At 66.4% G+C, this 15,263-nt stretch carries 14 protein-coding genes; 5 read left to right on the top strand and 9 right to left on the bottom strand.

The genetic code is table 11. The features are described from left to right. Positions 1-60: 60 nt before the first annotated feature. Entirely contained in the window at positions 61-1,107 is a 1,047-nt protein-coding gene (locus ACH9EU_RS13475) for an alcohol dehydrogenase catalytic domain-containing protein (RefSeq protein ID WP_396414427.1), read from the bottom strand. 481 nt (positions 1,108-1,588) lie between these two features. On the opposite strand from ACH9EU_RS13475, the gene ACH9EU_RS13470 reads away from it, so the two are divergent. Further along, entirely contained in the window at positions 1,589-2,314 is a 726-nt protein-coding gene (locus tag ACH9EU_RS13470; protein WP_396414426.1) for a cupin domain-containing protein, read from the top strand. Between the two features lie 49 nt (positions 2,315-2,363). Here the strand turns inward: ACH9EU_RS13470 and ACH9EU_RS13465 are convergent, their stop codons facing one another. From ACH9EU_RS13465 to ACH9EU_RS13445, 5 genes are all read right to left on the bottom strand, one after another. Beyond that, positions 2,364-3,131, bottom strand: coding sequence for a glucose 1-dehydrogenase (locus ACH9EU_RS13465; RefSeq protein WP_396414425.1), 768 nt, complete (start codon positions 3,129-3,131; stop codon positions 2,364-2,366). Positions 3,132-3,186: 55 nt separating this feature from the next. Then, the gene (locus ACH9EU_RS13460) at positions 3,187-4,212 is read right to left on the bottom strand and encodes a zinc-binding dehydrogenase (protein ID WP_396414424.1); all 1,026 of its coding nucleotides are present in this window, start codon (positions 4,210-4,212) and stop codon (positions 3,187-3,189) included. 62 nt (positions 4,213-4,274) lie between these two features. Beyond that, on the bottom strand, positions 4,275-6,830 hold the full coding sequence (locus tag ACH9EU_RS13455) for an ATP-binding cassette domain-containing protein (protein ID WP_396414423.1): 2,556 nt from the start codon (positions 6,828-6,830) through the stop codon (positions 4,275-4,277). 54 nt (positions 6,831-6,884) lie between these two features. After that, positions 6,885-7,979 carry a substrate-binding domain-containing protein gene (locus tag ACH9EU_RS13450; protein WP_396414422.1) on the bottom strand — a complete coding sequence of 365 codons (1,095 nt, stop codon included), beginning with the start codon at positions 7,977-7,979 and terminating at the stop codon, positions 6,885-6,887. Positions 7,980-8,054: 75 nt separating this feature from the next. Beyond that, a complete protein-coding gene (locus tag ACH9EU_RS13445; RefSeq protein WP_396414421.1) occupies positions 8,055-9,053 on the bottom strand; it encodes an ABC transporter permease subunit in 999 nt (332 codons plus the stop codon). A gap of 336 nt (positions 9,054-9,389) precedes the next feature. On the opposite strand from ACH9EU_RS13445, the gene ACH9EU_RS13440 reads away from it, so the two are divergent. The 4 genes from ACH9EU_RS13440 (at position 9,390) to ACH9EU_RS13425 (ending at position 12,372) form a co-directional block, all read left to right on the top strand. Then, positions 9,390-9,797, top strand: coding sequence for a DUF4440 domain-containing protein (locus tag ACH9EU_RS13440; protein WP_396414420.1), 408 nt, complete (start codon positions 9,390-9,392; stop codon positions 9,795-9,797). 73 nt (positions 9,798-9,870) lie between these two features. Next, a complete protein-coding gene (locus tag ACH9EU_RS13435; RefSeq protein ID WP_396414419.1) occupies positions 9,871-10,992 on the top strand; it encodes an iron-containing alcohol dehydrogenase in 1,122 nt (373 codons plus the stop codon). A 26-nt stretch (positions 10,993-11,018) separates the two neighbouring features. Continuing rightward, the gene (locus tag ACH9EU_RS13430) at positions 11,019-11,933 is read left to right on the top strand and encodes a dioxygenase family protein (protein WP_396414418.1); all 915 of its coding nucleotides are present in this window, start codon (positions 11,019-11,021) and stop codon (positions 11,931-11,933) included. 232 nt (positions 11,934-12,165) lie between these two features. After that, positions 12,166-12,372, top strand: a complete 207-nt coding sequence (locus ACH9EU_RS13425) for a tautomerase family protein (protein WP_396414417.1) — start codon at positions 12,166-12,168, stop codon at positions 12,370-12,372. Positions 12,373-12,792: 420 nt separating this feature from the next. Here ACH9EU_RS13425 and ACH9EU_RS13420 read toward each other — a convergent pair whose 3' ends face one another. The 3 genes from ACH9EU_RS13420 to ACH9EU_RS13410 are packed head-to-tail and all read right to left on the bottom strand — an operon-like array spanning position 12,793 to position 15,241. Continuing rightward, positions 12,793-13,212 carry a DUF4913 domain-containing protein gene (locus ACH9EU_RS13420; protein ID WP_396414416.1) on the bottom strand — a complete coding sequence of 140 codons (420 nt, stop codon included), beginning with the start codon at positions 13,210-13,212 and terminating at the stop codon, positions 12,793-12,795. Between the two features lie 2 nt (positions 13,213-13,214). Then, on the bottom strand, positions 13,215-15,002 hold the full coding sequence (locus ACH9EU_RS13415; protein ID WP_396414415.1) for a TraM recognition domain-containing protein: 1,788 nt from the start codon (positions 15,000-15,002) through the stop codon (positions 13,215-13,217). After that, positions 14,999-15,241 carry a hypothetical protein gene (locus tag ACH9EU_RS13410; RefSeq protein ID WP_396414414.1) on the bottom strand — a complete coding sequence of 81 codons (243 nt, stop codon included), beginning with the start codon at positions 15,239-15,241 and terminating at the stop codon, positions 14,999-15,001. Before ACH9EU_RS13410 ends, ACH9EU_RS13415 begins: the two co-directional genes overlap by 4 nt. Positions 15,242-15,263 lie beyond the last annotated feature (22 nt).

Genomic DNA, 15,263 nt, shown 5'->3' with positions numbered 1-15,263 from the left:
CGCTGCCCGTGGGTGCCGCAGTGCATGCAAGCGAAGGATTCCCGGATCGGGCGGAAATCCTCACAGGGAGGGATCGATCAGCACCTTGCCCTCGACGCCTCCGGAGGCCAGCCTGTCGAGGGCCTCTCCCAGCCGGGAGAGCGGCACGGGATTCTCGGCCAGCTCCTCCCCCAAAACACCCTCGGCGAGGATTTCCAGGGCCGCGGGGATATCGTCCTTGAACACGTGGGCCAGCGTGGTGTCCAGGGAGATCTCCCGGAAGACCATCGAATGCATGTCGATCTCCACGGCCTTCTTGGGGATGCCGACTCCCAACACCCGTCCACCGTCACGGACCAGGCCGAGGCTGAACGCCAGCTGCCCCGGGGCCCCACTGGCCTCGATGACCACGTCGGGCTTGCCCCCGAAGATCTCAATGACCTGCTCCGCCAGGCCATCGTGGGGCTCCAAGCAGTACTGGGCCCCAAGCGTGCGCGCCCGGTCCAGCTTCGGGCCGGGGAAGTCGATGACGGCGACATTGACCGCCTCCAGGTGAAGCAGCCCGGCCAGCACAAAGGACCCGATAGCGCCGGCGCCGACGATCACCACGTTGTCACCTGACTTCGCCTGGGACCGGCGGGCCGCGTGGATTCCCACCGCCAGAGGCTGAGCCAGGGCGGCGTGGTCGGCCGACACTCCCTGGGGGACGACCGCCAGGGTCCGGGTGGGGACCGAGACGTATTCGGCCATGCCGCCGTTCATGTTCAGCCCCAGGGTCTTGTACTGCCGGCACAAGTTCGTACGGCCTTCACGGCACCGATCGCACTGCCCACAGGACACCCCCGCCCCGGAGACCACGACCTGTCCCGGCTGGAAAGAGTCGTCCCCGGTGACAGTCACGATCTCGCCCACGAACTCATGGCCCGGGATCATGGGGCCAACATGGCCGCTGTTGGGGTGCGGATGCAGCACCGGGAACACCTTCGGGCCGGCCACCCACTCCCCTGCGTCGGTTCCGCATATACCGGAGCGCAAGACCCTGAGCAGCGCCTCGCCCTCGGCCAGCTCGGGCACCGGCAACTGCTCCATACGAATATCGCGGGGACCGTAGTAGACGGCTGCCTTCATCAAATTTTCCACAAAATACTCCCATAAACTCTAAGTTGGACACGAGTCCACCGGGCCGGATGTTTACCAAAACATATATCAATTCACTCTGTACCGGAAGCGCGTGATCAAGGGCTTCGAAGGCGTCGATCGAGCATTAATGAATCGGATAGCGCATCTGCACCAGAGGATGCTTCTGCACATGCAACCAAACGTTCACTATACCCTTGACTGTCTCCCATCGGGAGCTTATGCGATCCTGTGTAAGCCCGGGGTCCCACCGAGGAAAATACGGCCGGGTTCCCGGGCGACCCCTATTCGCCCCACAGATCTGTGGCATAATATAGACACGCACTATCGCACCGATTGCATCGATTGCATCGAATATAGACGTCAGCTTTCGCCCTGAGATTCCTCGGAAGTTGGAGTCTCGAAATATGGGAGTCCGATTGACGATTCCTGGAACGAGCAGTCGGGCCGCAGCCATCAGGAGGGTCCTCCCTTGGAAAAGAAATCGCGGGCTTTGGAAGCAACGCCCAAAGAGTCCAGTAATCCCGCCATTGGCCAGCGACTGCGCGGGATCCGGACGGCGAAGAATATGTCGCTTCGGGAGCTCGCGCGGCTGGTCGGGGTCTCCCCCAGCTTTATGTCCCAGATCGAGCTCGGTCGTGCGACCCCATCGGTGGGGACCTTGTTCGCCGTGGCGCGAGAGCTGAACATCTCGGTTGATGAGTTGATGAGCGAGAAGTCGGCCGCCATGTCTGCGGATCCTGCCGCTGCCACTATGGTGGCGCCGGAGGTCGACGGCAAGGAGGTCCGCAAGGTTCCCCACCTCAACGGAGCTGGCCCCAGCGGGAAGGTTGCTTCTCTTCCGGAGGTGGGCCAGTTGCCGGGGCTGCAGCGTGCCGACCAGCGTCCGGAAATCTTTCTCAACGGGGTGCGATGGGAACGTTTGACGTTGACAGAAGATCCCGATATCGAATTCCTGCGGGTGACCTATCCACCGGGCACCGAGGCGTGCCCGGTGGATGATCTGATGCATCATGGGGGTAAGGAGTACTTTCACGTCTTGTCGGGTCGGTTGGAAGTCCAGGTGGCTTTTTCGCGTCAGGTGCTGAATCCAGGTGACAGTATCAGCTTTGACTCGTCCATCCCCCACCGGCTCAGCAATCCTTTCTCGGACGAAGAATGCGTAGCCATCTGGGTTATCCATGGGAGATTTCACTAGGAATGGCGATGCGGAGCGGTACTGCGCATGGGCAGCGCCCCTCCATGTATTAGACAGCCGTATATCCACCGTCTACGGTGAGGGCTGCCCCGTGGACAAATCTTGCTTCGTCGGAGGCGAGGAAAAGAATGGCGTTGGCGACGTCGTCGGGTTCGCCCACATGTCCGATGGGGTGCTTGGGTTCCATGATGCTCAGATATCCGGCCAAGCCGCCTTCGCTGCGTTCTGCCAATTCTCTGACAAATGGCGTGAGAATTGTTCCGGGGTGCACCGAATTGACCCTGATGCCGTCGCGGCCGTAGGTGGCGGCATCCTTTTTGGTCATGATGGTGACCGCGCCCTTGGCGGCGTGGTAGGGCGCCATTTCGTGGGAGCCGACGAGCCCATAGATGGAGGAGACGTTAACGATCGCGCCGCCGCCCTGTTGCAGGTGCGGCACCGCGTGCTTGGTGCAGAAGAAGACGCCCTTGACGTCCACAGCGAACACCTTGTCCCACTCTTCTTCCGTCACCTCGTGGGTGGGCTTGTCCACCCCGGAGATGCCAGCGTTGTTTATCAGCACGTCGATGCCTCCCATGGAGGCGGCGATGTCGGCGAAGACCTCGGCGACCTGTTGCTCGTGGCTGACGTCGAGCGGCCAGAACTGTGCGGTGCCCCCGGCCTCGGTGATGAGGCGGACGGTCTCCTCGCCGTCGCGCGGGGAGATATCGGTGACGGCGACGCGGGCGCCTTCGGCACCGAACCGTTGTGCCGTGGCCTGGCCCATGCCGTTGCCGGCCCCGGTAATGATGCACACCTTGTCCTTCAGGCGGTCCATTGTTCCTCGTTTCCTTGGTGGAGGTGGTCCATTGTTGGCTTCGGTGCGGGCGGGCCTAGAGGGTGCCCTCGAATTTCATGTGCACCTTGATGTTGGTGGCCGAGTCCCGGGATGCCTTCAGGGCCTCGACGGCTCGTTCGGCGGGGTACTCCTGGGTGACCAGGGAGCCGAGATCAAGGCCGCTGGTGGCCATGAATCGCAGGCAGGACTCCCACACGCCCGGAGAGCCGATGGAACCGGACACGGACAGCTCCTTGGACTGGATCAGTCCCATTCGAGCCGGGGCGGAGTGCCCTACGTCGATGCCGACGTACACCAGGCGGGCCCCGTGGCCGGCGATCTCCAGGGCGGAGGCCATGACGTCCGGCCGGCCGGTAGCTTCGATCACCACGTCGGCGCCGCGCCCGTTGCTGAGCCGGTCCAGGGTCTCCTCCACCGCTTCCGGGGCCACGGCCTCGCGGGCTCCTAGTTGCAGGGCCGCCTGGCGGCGGGCCTCGGAGGGCTCCACGACGACGGTCTGGGCGCCCATGATGGCCGCGGCGGCGACCACTCCGAGGCCGATGGGCCCGGCGCCGAGGACGACCAGGACGTCGCTGGCGTTGACGTTGCCGGCCTTCAGCAGGGCGTAGTAGCCGCAGCTGAACGGTTCCACCAGGGCGCCGCTGGTGTAGGAGACGTTGTCGGGCAGCTTGTGCAGCCAGGCGGCCTTGGCGACGAAGAACTCAGCGGCGGCGCCGCTGATCGAGAAGCCGAAGTGGTCCTCGCCGATGACGCATTCCCCGACCACGCGGTCGCCCATGGTGAAGGAGTCCACGTCGTCACCGACCCGTACGACTTCCCCGGACCACTCGTGGCCGGGGATGATCGGGTACTCGAAAGGAATGATGTAACGGCCCTCGAGCAGTTCGATGTCGGAGTGGCACACGCCGACGGAGCGGGCGGCGACGAGCACCTCGTCGGCTGCGATCTCGGGGATGTCGAGGTCCACGACCTTCGCCTCGTTGACGGCCTGGAACTGGAGAGCCTTCATGGTGGTCTGGCCTTTCATCTGCTGGGAAGCCTCAAACTGGAGGTCGGTCATGCTGGGGTGTCCTTTCGGTCAATAAAGCGTGCGGAGGCGTCGGGGCGCGAATCGGTGTGCTGTTATGTCGTGGCGTTGAGCTTCTTGCTGTTGCGCAGGCTGATGTAGAACACCGCCGCGGCCAGGATGATCGTGCCCTGCACCCAGTACTGCCACTGGGTGCTCAGTTGTAGGAAGTTGGTCAGGGAGAACAGCATCTGCAACAGGATGGCCCCCAGCAGCACTGCCACCGGGGAGCCGACCCCGCCGCGCAGCAGGGTGCCGGCCACCACGACGACGGTGATGCTGGAGAGGGTGAACCCGATGCCCTGCGTGGGGTCACCCACACCGACCTGGCCCACCAGCATGATCCCGCCCAGGGCGGCCAGCAGGGCGGCCAGCACGTAGGCGGCGAAGGTGTGCCAGCGCACCGGCACCCCGACCTTGCTTGCGACAGCCGGCGCCGATCCGGTGGCTCGGAAGGCCACACCTCTCATGGTCCGCCGCAGAATGAAGGCCAGGGCTGCCCCCAGGAGACAGACGACGATGAACGCGACCGGCACCACCCCGATCCGGCCGTTGATGAGGTCAAGGGTGTCGACGGAAATGTAGCCGGAGATCTGCGGACGCAGCAGCAGCGAAACGCCTTGGATGGCGATGTAGGTGATCAGGGTCGCGGCCACCGCCGGAAGGTTCAGCAAGGCGACCAGGGCCCCGTTGAGCACTCCGATCCCGGCGGCCACGACCAGGATCAGGGCCAGGCCGCCTGTCGAGGCCAGGGCGCCGGCGTCTTCGGTCCAGAAGAAAGAACTGATCACCAGCACCAACCCCGCCAGCGGGCCCACCGACAGGTCGATCCCGCCGGTCATCACCACCAGGAATTGCCCCAGGGCGACCAGTGCCAGGGCCGAGGTCGACAACAACACCGCGTAGATGTTGGGTTCGCCGATGAAACGGATGTTGGTCACGATGCCCAGCAGCCCGATGGCCAGGATCGCCGCGGAGATGACCACGGTGGGGGCGGAGTTGCGCAGCGTGGCGGCGCCGAATCCCCCACCGGTCTTGGACCGCACCCGGGAGGAGGAGCCGTCGCGGTCACCGGTGTGGCGTTGGGAGTGGGTGGCGACCATGGCCTGCATCATGTTGGTCTCGGTGACCTGGTCACCTTCGAGCACGGTCACGATCGATCCGCTGGACATCACGATGACGCGGTCGCACAGCCCTTCGAGCTCCATCGCGTCGGAGGAGACCACCAGGACCGCCAGCCCGTCGGTGGCGGCCGCCCGCAGCTGGGTGTAGATCTCCGATCGTGCCCCGGCGTCCACGCCTTGGGTTGGTTCCTCGGTGAGGACCACCCGGGGGTTGGCCAGCAGTGCCCGGGCCAGCACCACTTTCTGCTGGTTGCCTCCCGAGAGGTTGCTCACCGGGGTGTCCAGGGTCGGGGCTTTCACGCCCAGGCCGCGGGTCATGCCCAGGGCCGCCTGGGCCTCGGCGGTGGAATCAACGGCGATGCCGCGACGGAAGCGTCCCAGGGCGCTGAGGGTGGAGTTCTCGCGGATGGAGAAGTCTGCCAGCACCCCTTCTTTCGCCCGGTCGGCCGGCATGAACACGAGCCCGGCGGCCCGGGACCGGGAGACACTGCCCAGCTTCAGAGCCTGCCCCTCGACGAGGACCTCGCCCTTGGCCGGCTCCAGTCCGGCCAGGGACCGCAGCACCTGGGGCTGGCCGTTGCCGGCCACCCCGGCGATGCCCACGATCTCCCCGGGCCGGACCTGGAACGACACATCGGAGAGGATTTCGTTGGAGAGGTTGCGCACCTCCAGGGCCGGACGTTCGGCGAACTGCTGGGCGCCCTTGTCCGGGAACACCGCCTCAATCTCCCGCCCGGCGATCAGGGCCACGATCTCGTCGTCGGTCTTCGCCTGGGGGTCGTAGGTGCCGCGCATCCGCCCGTCACGCAGGATGGTCATGGTGTCGGCCAGTTCCCGGATTTCCGGGATCCGGTGGGTGATGTAGACGACGCCGACCCCGGCGGCGGCGATCGAACGAACCTTGTCGAAGAGGATGGCGACCTTGTCCTGGGCCAGCGGTGCGGTGGGCTCATCGAGGATGAGCAGTCGGGTGTCCACGGCCAGGGCCCGGGCGATCTCGATCAGCTGCAGTTCAGAAATGGGCAGGTCCCCGCACTGGGCCGAGGGGGAGACGGCGCTGCCGACCTTGCTCAGCTGCTCACGCACCCACGGGTCCAGCTGCGCCAGCGGGGGACGCATGGACTCGGGCACGGTCAAGGCCATGTTCTCGGCCACCGTCAGGTCCGGGGCCAATGCCGGGGTCTGGTGGACGATGGAGATGCCGTGCCGGACGGCCTCATCGGGGGTCAGCCGCTCCCGGCGCTCTCCCCCGACCAGGATGGTCCCGGTCGAAGGGTCCAGGGCCCCGGAGATGATGCCCATGAGGGTGGACTTGCCCGCCCCGTTCTCCCCGAGCAGGGCGTGCACCTGACCGGGGTAGAAGTTGATCGAGATGTCTTGGAGGGCCTTGACCGGCCCAAAGGTTTTGGAGACGCCCTCTACGCCGAGGACGGGATCTTTCGCGCTGAGGACGGGATCCTGCATCGCCCTGGCGGTGCTGTTCTTCATGATGAACCCTTGTCGTCGTGGGTGATCGTGGTCGCGCTTGCGCGCAGGAGGCTGCTAGCGCAGGACCTCGGCGACCTGCTCCTTGGACAGTTCGCCGGAGAGGATCGCGTCCTCTGGAAGCTCTGGTTCACAGACCGGCGGTTGCGGCTCACCGGAGACCGAGTCCTCGAAGACGTGCGGGATGTCCTCCGTCGAGGCCGGCGCGTCACCGCCGGTGGCCCCGGCAATGGCGTGCTGGGCCGCCAGCCGGCCCATGGAGGTCTGGGAGTTGACCGTCAGCAAATCGAACGGTTCCCCCTCCTCAAGCTTTTCTTGGTACTTGCACGACAGGCCGTTGACGTCGGCCGTGGCGATGAGCGGGATCTCCCGGCCGGCTTGCTCGAAGGCGCTGATGATGCTGGTGGCCGCGAAATCGGCGACGACCGCGTCGATCTGCGGGTACTTGTTGATCATCGTCGCCGTCACCTGCTGGGTCTGGGCCGGGTTCCAGTTGGTGACCGTGAACGGCTTGTCACCGATGATCTCGAGTTCCGGGTGGTCCTTGAGGACCTTCTGCAGCCCTTCGTCGACCGCGAGGTTCTGGGAGTTGGCCGGGGGCCCGCCCAGGAACAAGACGTTGCCGCCCTCGGGCAGGTTCTCCACCAGCCACTCCCCCCACAGCTCCCCGATCGTGGGGAAACTGGAGGCCACAAAGGTGGTGTACTCCTCCCCAGGTGTGCCCCCGGGGGACACCCGGTAGGGCACCACGGTGGCACCGCTGCGGTAGGCGTTGCGGATGGCCGGCAGGGTGGCTTCCCCGGCGTCGGGGAACACTAGGATGCCCGTGGCGCCCTGGGCGACGAGGCTGTTGATGTCCGAGACGGCCTTCTGGGTGTCGCCCTGGGCGTTGAGGTAGATGAAGTCCTCGACACTGGGGCAACGGGAGACCTCGTCCTCGATCTCCGCCCGGTTCAGCCGCTTCCAGCTGTTGGAGCCAGCACCGTCGGCGAAGCCGACGACCGCTGGGGTGCCGCCGCACCAGGCAGGGGTCTCAGCAGAGGAGCCTTGGGCGGCGTCCGCCGGAGGCTGGGCTTCGGGAGAAGCGGAGCTGCATCCCGTCAAAGCAATGATGGCGCTGACAGCCCACAGCTTGCGCGCGTAGTTCGACACGTCGGTGCCCTACTTTCCGTGGTTCTGGGGTCGGTGGAGATGGGGATGAGGTCCCGGGAGTGGCCGAGCCTGCTGCTAGGAGCGGCGGCCGGTCCTGTTGCGGCTGCGGTGGGCCAGCACGCCCAGTGCCAACGCCAGGGCCTGAATGAGCGTCTGGACCCCGGGCCCCAGGCCCAGGGTGAGGGCCATGCGGTCCACCTGCGTGAAGAAGATCGCGGCGACGGCCGTGGCGATGACGCTGCCCTTACCTCCCAGCAGCGACGTGCCGCCCAGCACAACCACGGCCACGGAAGCCAGCAGGTAGGAGTTGCCCTCGCTGATGCTGGGGGTGTTGACCAGCCCGGCCAGCAGGATCCCGCCCACCGCGTACAGGGCGGTGGCGGCAGCGTAGGCCATGATCATTGAGGTCGCAGGGCGGATGCCGGCCGCTGCCGCCACACGCGGATTGGCCCCCACCGCTTCAAATCGGCGCCCCCAGGGCGTCATCTTCGTGACGACGGTCAACGCGGCGGTCAACACGATCGCGATGAGCACCGGAACCGGGATCCCCAACAGGTCAGCGGTTGCGATCTGATACCAGGAGTTGGGGGAAGGTCGGGCCGCTCCGGCGGACACGGCCCAGGTGGTGCCAATGAGCAGGGCGTTCATGCCCAGAGTGACCACGATGGGCGCCACGCGCACGTAGGCCACGATCACACCGGAGAGGAAACCAGCCAGGAACATCACGGCCACTGCCAGCACGGCCATCACAGCGACACTGGCCAGGTTGTCCGAGGGCGCCTTGGTGATCAAGACGACGGCCAGGGAAAAGGCCCCGGGGACCGACAAGTCGATGCCGCCTTGCTGGATGACCAGCGTCTGCCCCAGGGCCACGATGGCCAGAATCGCCGCGAACGGGATCATGCTCAGCACTGCGTTGCCGCTCACGCTGGCGGGGGCCACGACGGCGCTGACGGCAAAGAGTGCCACCGTGGCGATGACGATGGCGCTCAGTCCGCGAGGCAACTGACGTCGCCCTGGCCCAATCTGAGTGGGCGAGGTCTCCCCGGGGGGAGCGATCACGCCGTCGTCCACGGGACTGACGGGTGCCGGATCTGGAGTGGTTCTCAAGGCGGGACTCCCTGGTGAGTGTGGACCGGATCACGCTGGTGTCCTCAATGATGTCAATCACTGCTGTACACCGTGCTCTCTAAGAGAACAGTGATCCGCATCACCTGTCAACCCCTCAAGGGCACAGTCGGTGAATATACGGGAGTTGGGGCGGTTGCGATCCACAAGAGGGTTGCCAGCGAGGGAAGTGTCAGTGGCCCTTTTGTTGATAGTGGTTGACGTCACTGTGCAGTCCTGCTTCACTTCTGAGTGAACACGCCACCTTGAGCCAGCCCTTCTGGACAGAATGGACGCAGCCCCATGACCCTCACAAGACCTTCCGCCGACCTCGACACCAAGGCCCAGATCCGCGAGTTGGAGGACCAGCGCTACGACGCCATGTTGCGCGGAGCCGCCGACGACTTCGCCAAGCTGTGCCACAAGGACCTCACCTACACCCACTCCGACGGCAGCAGGGACACCCTGGCGTCGTACATGGACAAGCTCACGCAGCGGTTCTACGTCTACGAGCACATCGATCACCCCATCGAGGACATCGTCCTCGTCGACGACACCGCCGTGGTCGTCGGCAGCATGAACGCTGACATCCTGGCCGCCGGAGCCCCCAAGCGGCTGGAGAACCTGTGCATCTCCGTGTGGGTGCGCCAGGGCGACCAGTGGCGCCTGCTGGCCTTCGAGCCCACCCCGGTGCCCAAGACCAACAAGTAAGCCCCCCCCCCACCGCCAGCAATCTTCCGGTGTGCGTCCCGTGGCCACGCCGCTCAACGACGGGTGATCCACCATGCTGAACTTCCAACACACCACCTTGGGCCAACGAGTGCTCTTCGGCTCCGGGCGCGCTGCCGAGTATGTGGCCGCCGACCTCTCCCGCCTGGAAGCCTCGAAGGTGATGGTCATCGCCGCCCCGCCGGAGCAGCAGCTGGCCCAACAAGCTACGACCGGCATCGATGCCGCACTGTGGTGGGACGATGTTGTCCAGCACGTGCCGGTGGAGAAGGCCGAAGCCGCCCGGGCTGCGGCAACCGACCACAGTATCGATGTCATCGTGTGCGTCGGCGGGGGCTCCACCACGGGCCTGGCCAAGGCTGTGGCGCTGACGACCGGGATCCCCATCATCGCTGTGCCCACCACCTACGCCGGTTCTGAGGCCACCAACGTGTGGGGCCTGACCGAGGAACGCACCAAGACCACCGGGGTCGATGACCGTGTTCTACCCGTGAGCGTGGTCTACGACTCGCAGCTGTCCAAGACCCTTCCCGTCGGTCTGTCGGTGGCCTCCGGGCTCAACGGCCTGGCCCACTGCGTGGACTCCCTGTGGGCGCCAACGGCCGATCCTCTCAACCAGGCGCTGGCACTGGAAGGGGCCCGGGCGCTGAATCTGGCCCTGCGCGGGATCGTCGCCGATTCCGACGACCTCGACGCCCGCGAGCAGGCTCTCTACGGCTGCTACCTCGCCGCGGTGGCCTTCGCCTCGGCCGGGTCGGGACTGCACCACAAGATCTGCCATGTGCTGGGGGGCACCTTCGACCTGCCCCACGCCCAGACCCACGCCACCGTGCTGCCCTATGTGCTGGCCTTCAACGCCTCCGCCGTGCCGGAGCTGGCCGGCCGGCTGGCCACCGCCCTGGGGTCGCCCGCCGCCACTGCGGCCGAAGGGCCCGAGGCCGCGGTAGGCGCACTCAACGCTCTGCGCGAGGCGGTGGAGGCCCCGTTCCGGCTCTCCGACTACGGATTCACCGAAGCCGGCATCCCCGAGGCGGTCGAGCGGGTGCTCAAGGCCGCCCCGTCCTCGAACCCCGTGGCCGTGACCGAGGAGAACATCACGGCCCTGCTCACTGATGCCCTCACGGGCAACACCCCCACCCACCCGTATCGCCCGGACACCGAACCGGCCACCCACTGAGTCACCGCACCGAGCAGGAGCACACCATGACCGAGACCACCAGCACCACGTCCGTCAGCGCCGAGCAGGCCGCCCGTGAGCAGGCTTTGACCGAACGGGTCCTCGATTCCTTCGAGAACACCCGTGATCCTCGGCTCAAGGAGGTGATGCAGTCCCTGACCAAGCACCTGCACGCCTTCATCCGCGAGGTGCGGCTGAGCGAGGAGGAGTGGAACACCGCCATCGAGTTCCTCACCGCCGTCGGGCACATCACCGACGACCGCCGCCAGGAGTTCATCCTGCTCTCCGACGTCCTAGGGGCCTCGATGCAGACCATCCTGGTGAATAACCCCGCCAATGGGAACGCCACCGAGGCCACCGTCTTCGGCCCATTCTTCCTCGAGGACGCACCGGAGATCCCGCTGGGCGGGAACATCGCCGGGCCCGCGCACGGTCAGCCCTGCTGGGTGGAGGGCACCGTGAAGGACACGCACGGTAATCCCGTGTCCGGGGCACGAGTGGAGGTCTGGGAGGCCGACGAGGACGGCTTCTACGACGTCCAGTACGACGACCACCGCATCGCGGGCCGCGCTCACCTTTTCACCGACGAGCACGGGGAATTTCGATTCTGGGGGCTGACTCCGACCCCCTATCCCATCCCCCACGACGGGCCGGTGGGCAAAATGCTGGCAGCTACTAACAGGTCCCCGGTGCGCGCCTCGCACCTGCACTTCATGGTCACCGCGCCAGGCCTGCGGACCCTGGTCACCCACATATTCGTGGAGGGTGATCCGCAGCTCGACATCGGTGACTCCGTGTTCGGGGTCCAGGACTCGCTGATCAAGCGCTTCGAGGCTCAGCCCGCCGACACTCCCACGCCCGACGGGCGCAACCTCGGGGACAAGGAGTGGGCCCGCACCCGCTTCGACATCATCCTCGTCCGGAATGACGAGCGACAGTAGACAGGGCGGGGGATCTGCCGGTGATTGGCTACAACGACATCCCCGACTCCGCCCGCCTGCCCGTGCCTCCAAGCACCATGCGGAGGCCGCCCACGGTATCTGCCTGGTGCGGCGACGAAAGCCGTCGACACGGTCCTATCAGGACACCCGCCCGTCAGCGCGACACCGTGTCCACACCCGCAGCCAGGGCTTGCCCCACGCGGTTCCGAGGGATCGGAAGAACGGAGAAAAGATGCCCATCGTCACAATCAACATGGTCACCGGCCGAGACCGCGCCAGGGTGCAGGAATGCCTGCGCGAGGTTGCCAAGACGGTCTCCCGCACCCTGGATATTTCGTTGTCCTCCGTCCGCGTGCTGGCCAACAAAGTCGACTCGGAGCTGTGGACGGTCGGTACCACACTCAAGAGTGAGGACCTGCTTTCCAGACCTACCCCCTGATTCCTGCAGGCCGGACCCCGGGCAGCGCCTACTTGAGGTCCGGCATGCAGGGCTCGCTCATCAAGCGGGTCGAGGTCCAACCCGGCGGCACTGCCATCCCGCACAGACGCGATCTCAGGGGTGAGGAATGCGCCCGCACTTGCCTCGACGTCACCCCCGTCCGGACCCAGGAGCAACAGTAGAGAGCACCCCGGCCACGTCTCCCTGTACCGCCCCATGCCCTCACCGGCCAACGATCCTGCAGGAGACCAGCCCGGGACGGAGGGATCGGCGCCAGAGCCTCCGCCGACCGTGTTGGGGCAGGCGCCTTCGCCCCGCGCCCCTGGCGTCGCCCGCCCCATCGACAGCGAAGCCCGGGGTGACGTACTTAGATCTGATCTCAAAACTTGCTAGTCGTTGCTCCTCCTCCAGGGCGTGGTTTCACTCGAAAAGACCGGGTGGTGGAGACATAACGGGCAGGGGCACGACCTTGGGTTGGTGTTCTTCGGGGGTGCAGCCTTCGAAAGGGCCGGTCGCGTCGAAGAGGACCCGCATGGTGGGGTCGGCGTAGTCGCGCCACCACACGGCCATGCCGGTGGCAGGGTCCAGACGCAGATGTTCCCAGGCTCGCCACAGGGCGGTGAGGCGACTTACGGCTTCGGGGTGTCGCCACCACTGGGCGCACCAGGTGGGCCCGGTCCCGCGCCCGGCCACGGGGATCTTCCGGCGGTAGGTCTGGGTGAGGTCGTCGGCGACGAAGAGGTCGACGCTGGAGTAGAACAGCTCCGGCTGCTTCTCCCCCGTCGCCTCGGTCTCTTCGAAGTCGTCGGTGGACTGGTCGCGTTCTTGTTGCCAGTCCACGCTTACTCCTTAACCAGGGCGGCCCACCGATTGCCCGACGGGACCTGCTCTTCCGTCATGGTGTGCTCGGTGTTCGTGTCCGTCGCGGGAGTGTTGCGGGCGGCTTCGGACGCCTCGGCGGCCTGAGCATAGGGGCGGGCGCTGACGGGGACGGTGCGCAGCAGCACAGCTCTTGCCCCGGAGCCGAGCATCACCGCCCGCCCCTTGGGCAGGGCTGCCAGATCCGCGACGGAGTGGATGTCGTCGGTGGCGTCCTGGCGGGAGGTGGAACCGCTGTCCTTCTGTCTCGAGGAGGAGACGGAGGTGTAGGTGTACTTGCCGATCAGCTCGAAGAGCATCTTGAGGAAGCCTTCCTCCTTGACGTTGCCGCCGTAGGTGACGACATTGGCCGTGGAGAAGAGCTTGCGCACCCCGGATTCGCCCCGGACGTCCACGCCTTGGGACCAGGACTGCAGGAAAGTGGAGACCACGATCCCGCGGGAGCCGTAGTGGCTGTAGCGGTCAGGCAGGTTCGCCCAGCGGCAGACGTTGGCGGCCTCATCCAGCACGCAGACCATCGGAGTGGACAGCCGGCCCCCCGCCTGGGTGACGGCGTGCTCCTCGGCCGCCGTCACCGTGGCCACCGCCAGAGAGGTCGCCAAGGGGCCGGCGGTGCCCGCACCTTCCTTGGACAAGGCGTAGAGGGTGTGCTTCCCGGCCACGAACCCCTGAGGGTCGAACTGCGGGCGGGGATCAGCCGGTCCGGTGGGGTTGACCCAGGGGGCGACCTTCTCGTTCTTCAGGCAGGAGGCCATCTGACGGGCGGTGCCGAAGATGCCCTCGCGCTGCTTGTCCGGGGCTTGAATCGCTCCGGCCAGCGAGTCCGCCTCCTTGGCCCACCCCGCCTCGTCGAGCAGCTTGACCGCGGTGTCGTCGGTGGGACGCGACAGCCAGTAGTGCACCCGTTCGATGGGCTCGCGGCCCACAGCGGCGGCCAGTAGCAGTCCGGCCAGCAGGTCCTTGCCGGCGGAGTCGAAGTAGGCGTCCCCGCCCTTGGCCCCGGTGGCCCGGGAGCCGGCGGCGAAGTTGGTGGCCATCTCCGTGGCGCGTTCGCTGTCGGTGACGTAGGTCAGCGGGTTCCACCACCAGGTGGGCTGCTCCCCCGCGACGCCTTGGGGGTCGAAGACCCATACGTCGCCTTTCTCGGCGCGGAGGTCGCGGGTGAGGTCGGAGAGGTCGCGTTTGTTGGAGGTGGCGATCACCGGGCCCGGGGCCTCGATGATCGACGGGGCGGCTTGGGAGGTGGTCTTGCCGGTGCGGGTGCCCCAGATGTGCACCAGGGTGTCCTCCCAGGAGGCGTAGAGGGTGTGTCCGCCGCGGACCATCTTCCCGATCATCACCCCGGGCGCCTGGACACCGAAGCGGGCGGCCTTGGCCTGGGCCTGTTTCTCGGTAAAGGGGGCGACGTCGCGGACGGTGGCCATGCTCACGGCCGCGCGGTCGTGCTTGACGGTCTTCTGGGCCTTCTGGTGGCGCTTCCAACCCCACAGCACGAGCACCACGAACAGGAGCGGCCCGGTCGTGGCGACCAGGACGGTCTCCGTGGTGCGCCACGGGAGGTCACCGGTGACGGTGCCCAGGGACCGCTCCCAGTACCCGCTGGGCAACGGGTCCGTATGCGGGGTGAGGGCGTGTCCGGCGGTGACGACCGTGTAGAGGATGGCCGGGATACCGACCAGGGCAAAGAGAAGGGTCAGCAGGAGGGCGACCTCCCCGCCGTCGGCCTTGTACTTGCGGTCCAGGGAACTCACCGCTCTCCCCCTACGTGGTCGGCGCGGGATTTGGCTTCGTGCCACTTCTTCTCGGTGTCGTGGACGAGGGTCCGGCGTTCGGTGGGGGTGAACTCCATGGAGAACGGGATGCCGGCCCTCGAGCCGACCTTGATGAAGAAGTTCCCCTGCCCCGGCGGCGGGGTGGTGGTGCGGTCGTCGAAGTACCAGGCGGCGTTGGCCTCATCAGCCAGCCACTCATTGAGCTCCTCATCCGTCAACGCCTGGTCGGTGGGCTGGTAG

Origin of the sequence: Kocuria rhizosphaerae, from assembly GCF_044462265.1 — a bacterium.
In the GTDB taxonomy this organism is placed as follows: Bacteria; Actinomycetota; Actinomycetes; order Actinomycetales; family Micrococcaceae; genus Kocuria; species Kocuria rhizosphaerae.
The sequence above is the reverse complement of the archived record's forward strand: the minus strand, read 5'-3'. Positions and strand labels throughout refer to the sequence as shown.

Bases quoted from the DNA above. Each gene is read 5' to 3' on its own strand.
- ACH9EU_RS13475 (WP_396414427.1), bottom strand. From the start codon at position 1,107: ATGAAGGCAGCCGTCTACTACGGTCCCCGCGATATTCGTATGGAGCAG.
- ACH9EU_RS13465 (WP_396414425.1), bottom strand. From the start codon at position 3,131: ATGGACCGCCTGAAGGACAAGGTGTGCATCATTACCGGGGCCGGCAAC.
- ACH9EU_RS13460 (WP_396414424.1), bottom strand. From the start codon at position 4,212: ATGACCGACCTCCAGTTTGAGGCTTCCCAGCAGATGAAAGGCCAGACC.
- ACH9EU_RS13455 (WP_396414423.1), bottom strand. From the start codon at position 6,830: ATGAAGAACAGCACCGCCAGGGCGATGCAGGATCCCGTCCTCAGCGCG.
- ACH9EU_RS13440 (WP_396414420.1), top strand. From the start codon at position 9,390: ATGACCCTCACAAGACCTTCCGCCGACCTCGACACCAAGGCCCAGATC.
- ACH9EU_RS13435 (WP_396414419.1), top strand. From the start codon at position 9,871: ATGCTGAACTTCCAACACACCACCTTGGGCCAACGAGTGCTCTTCGGC.
- ACH9EU_RS13430 (WP_396414418.1), top strand. From the start codon at position 11,019: ATGACCGAGACCACCAGCACCACGTCCGTCAGCGCCGAGCAGGCCGCC.
- ACH9EU_RS13425 (WP_396414417.1), top strand. From the start codon at position 12,166: ATGCCCATCGTCACAATCAACATGGTCACCGGCCGAGACCGCGCCAGG.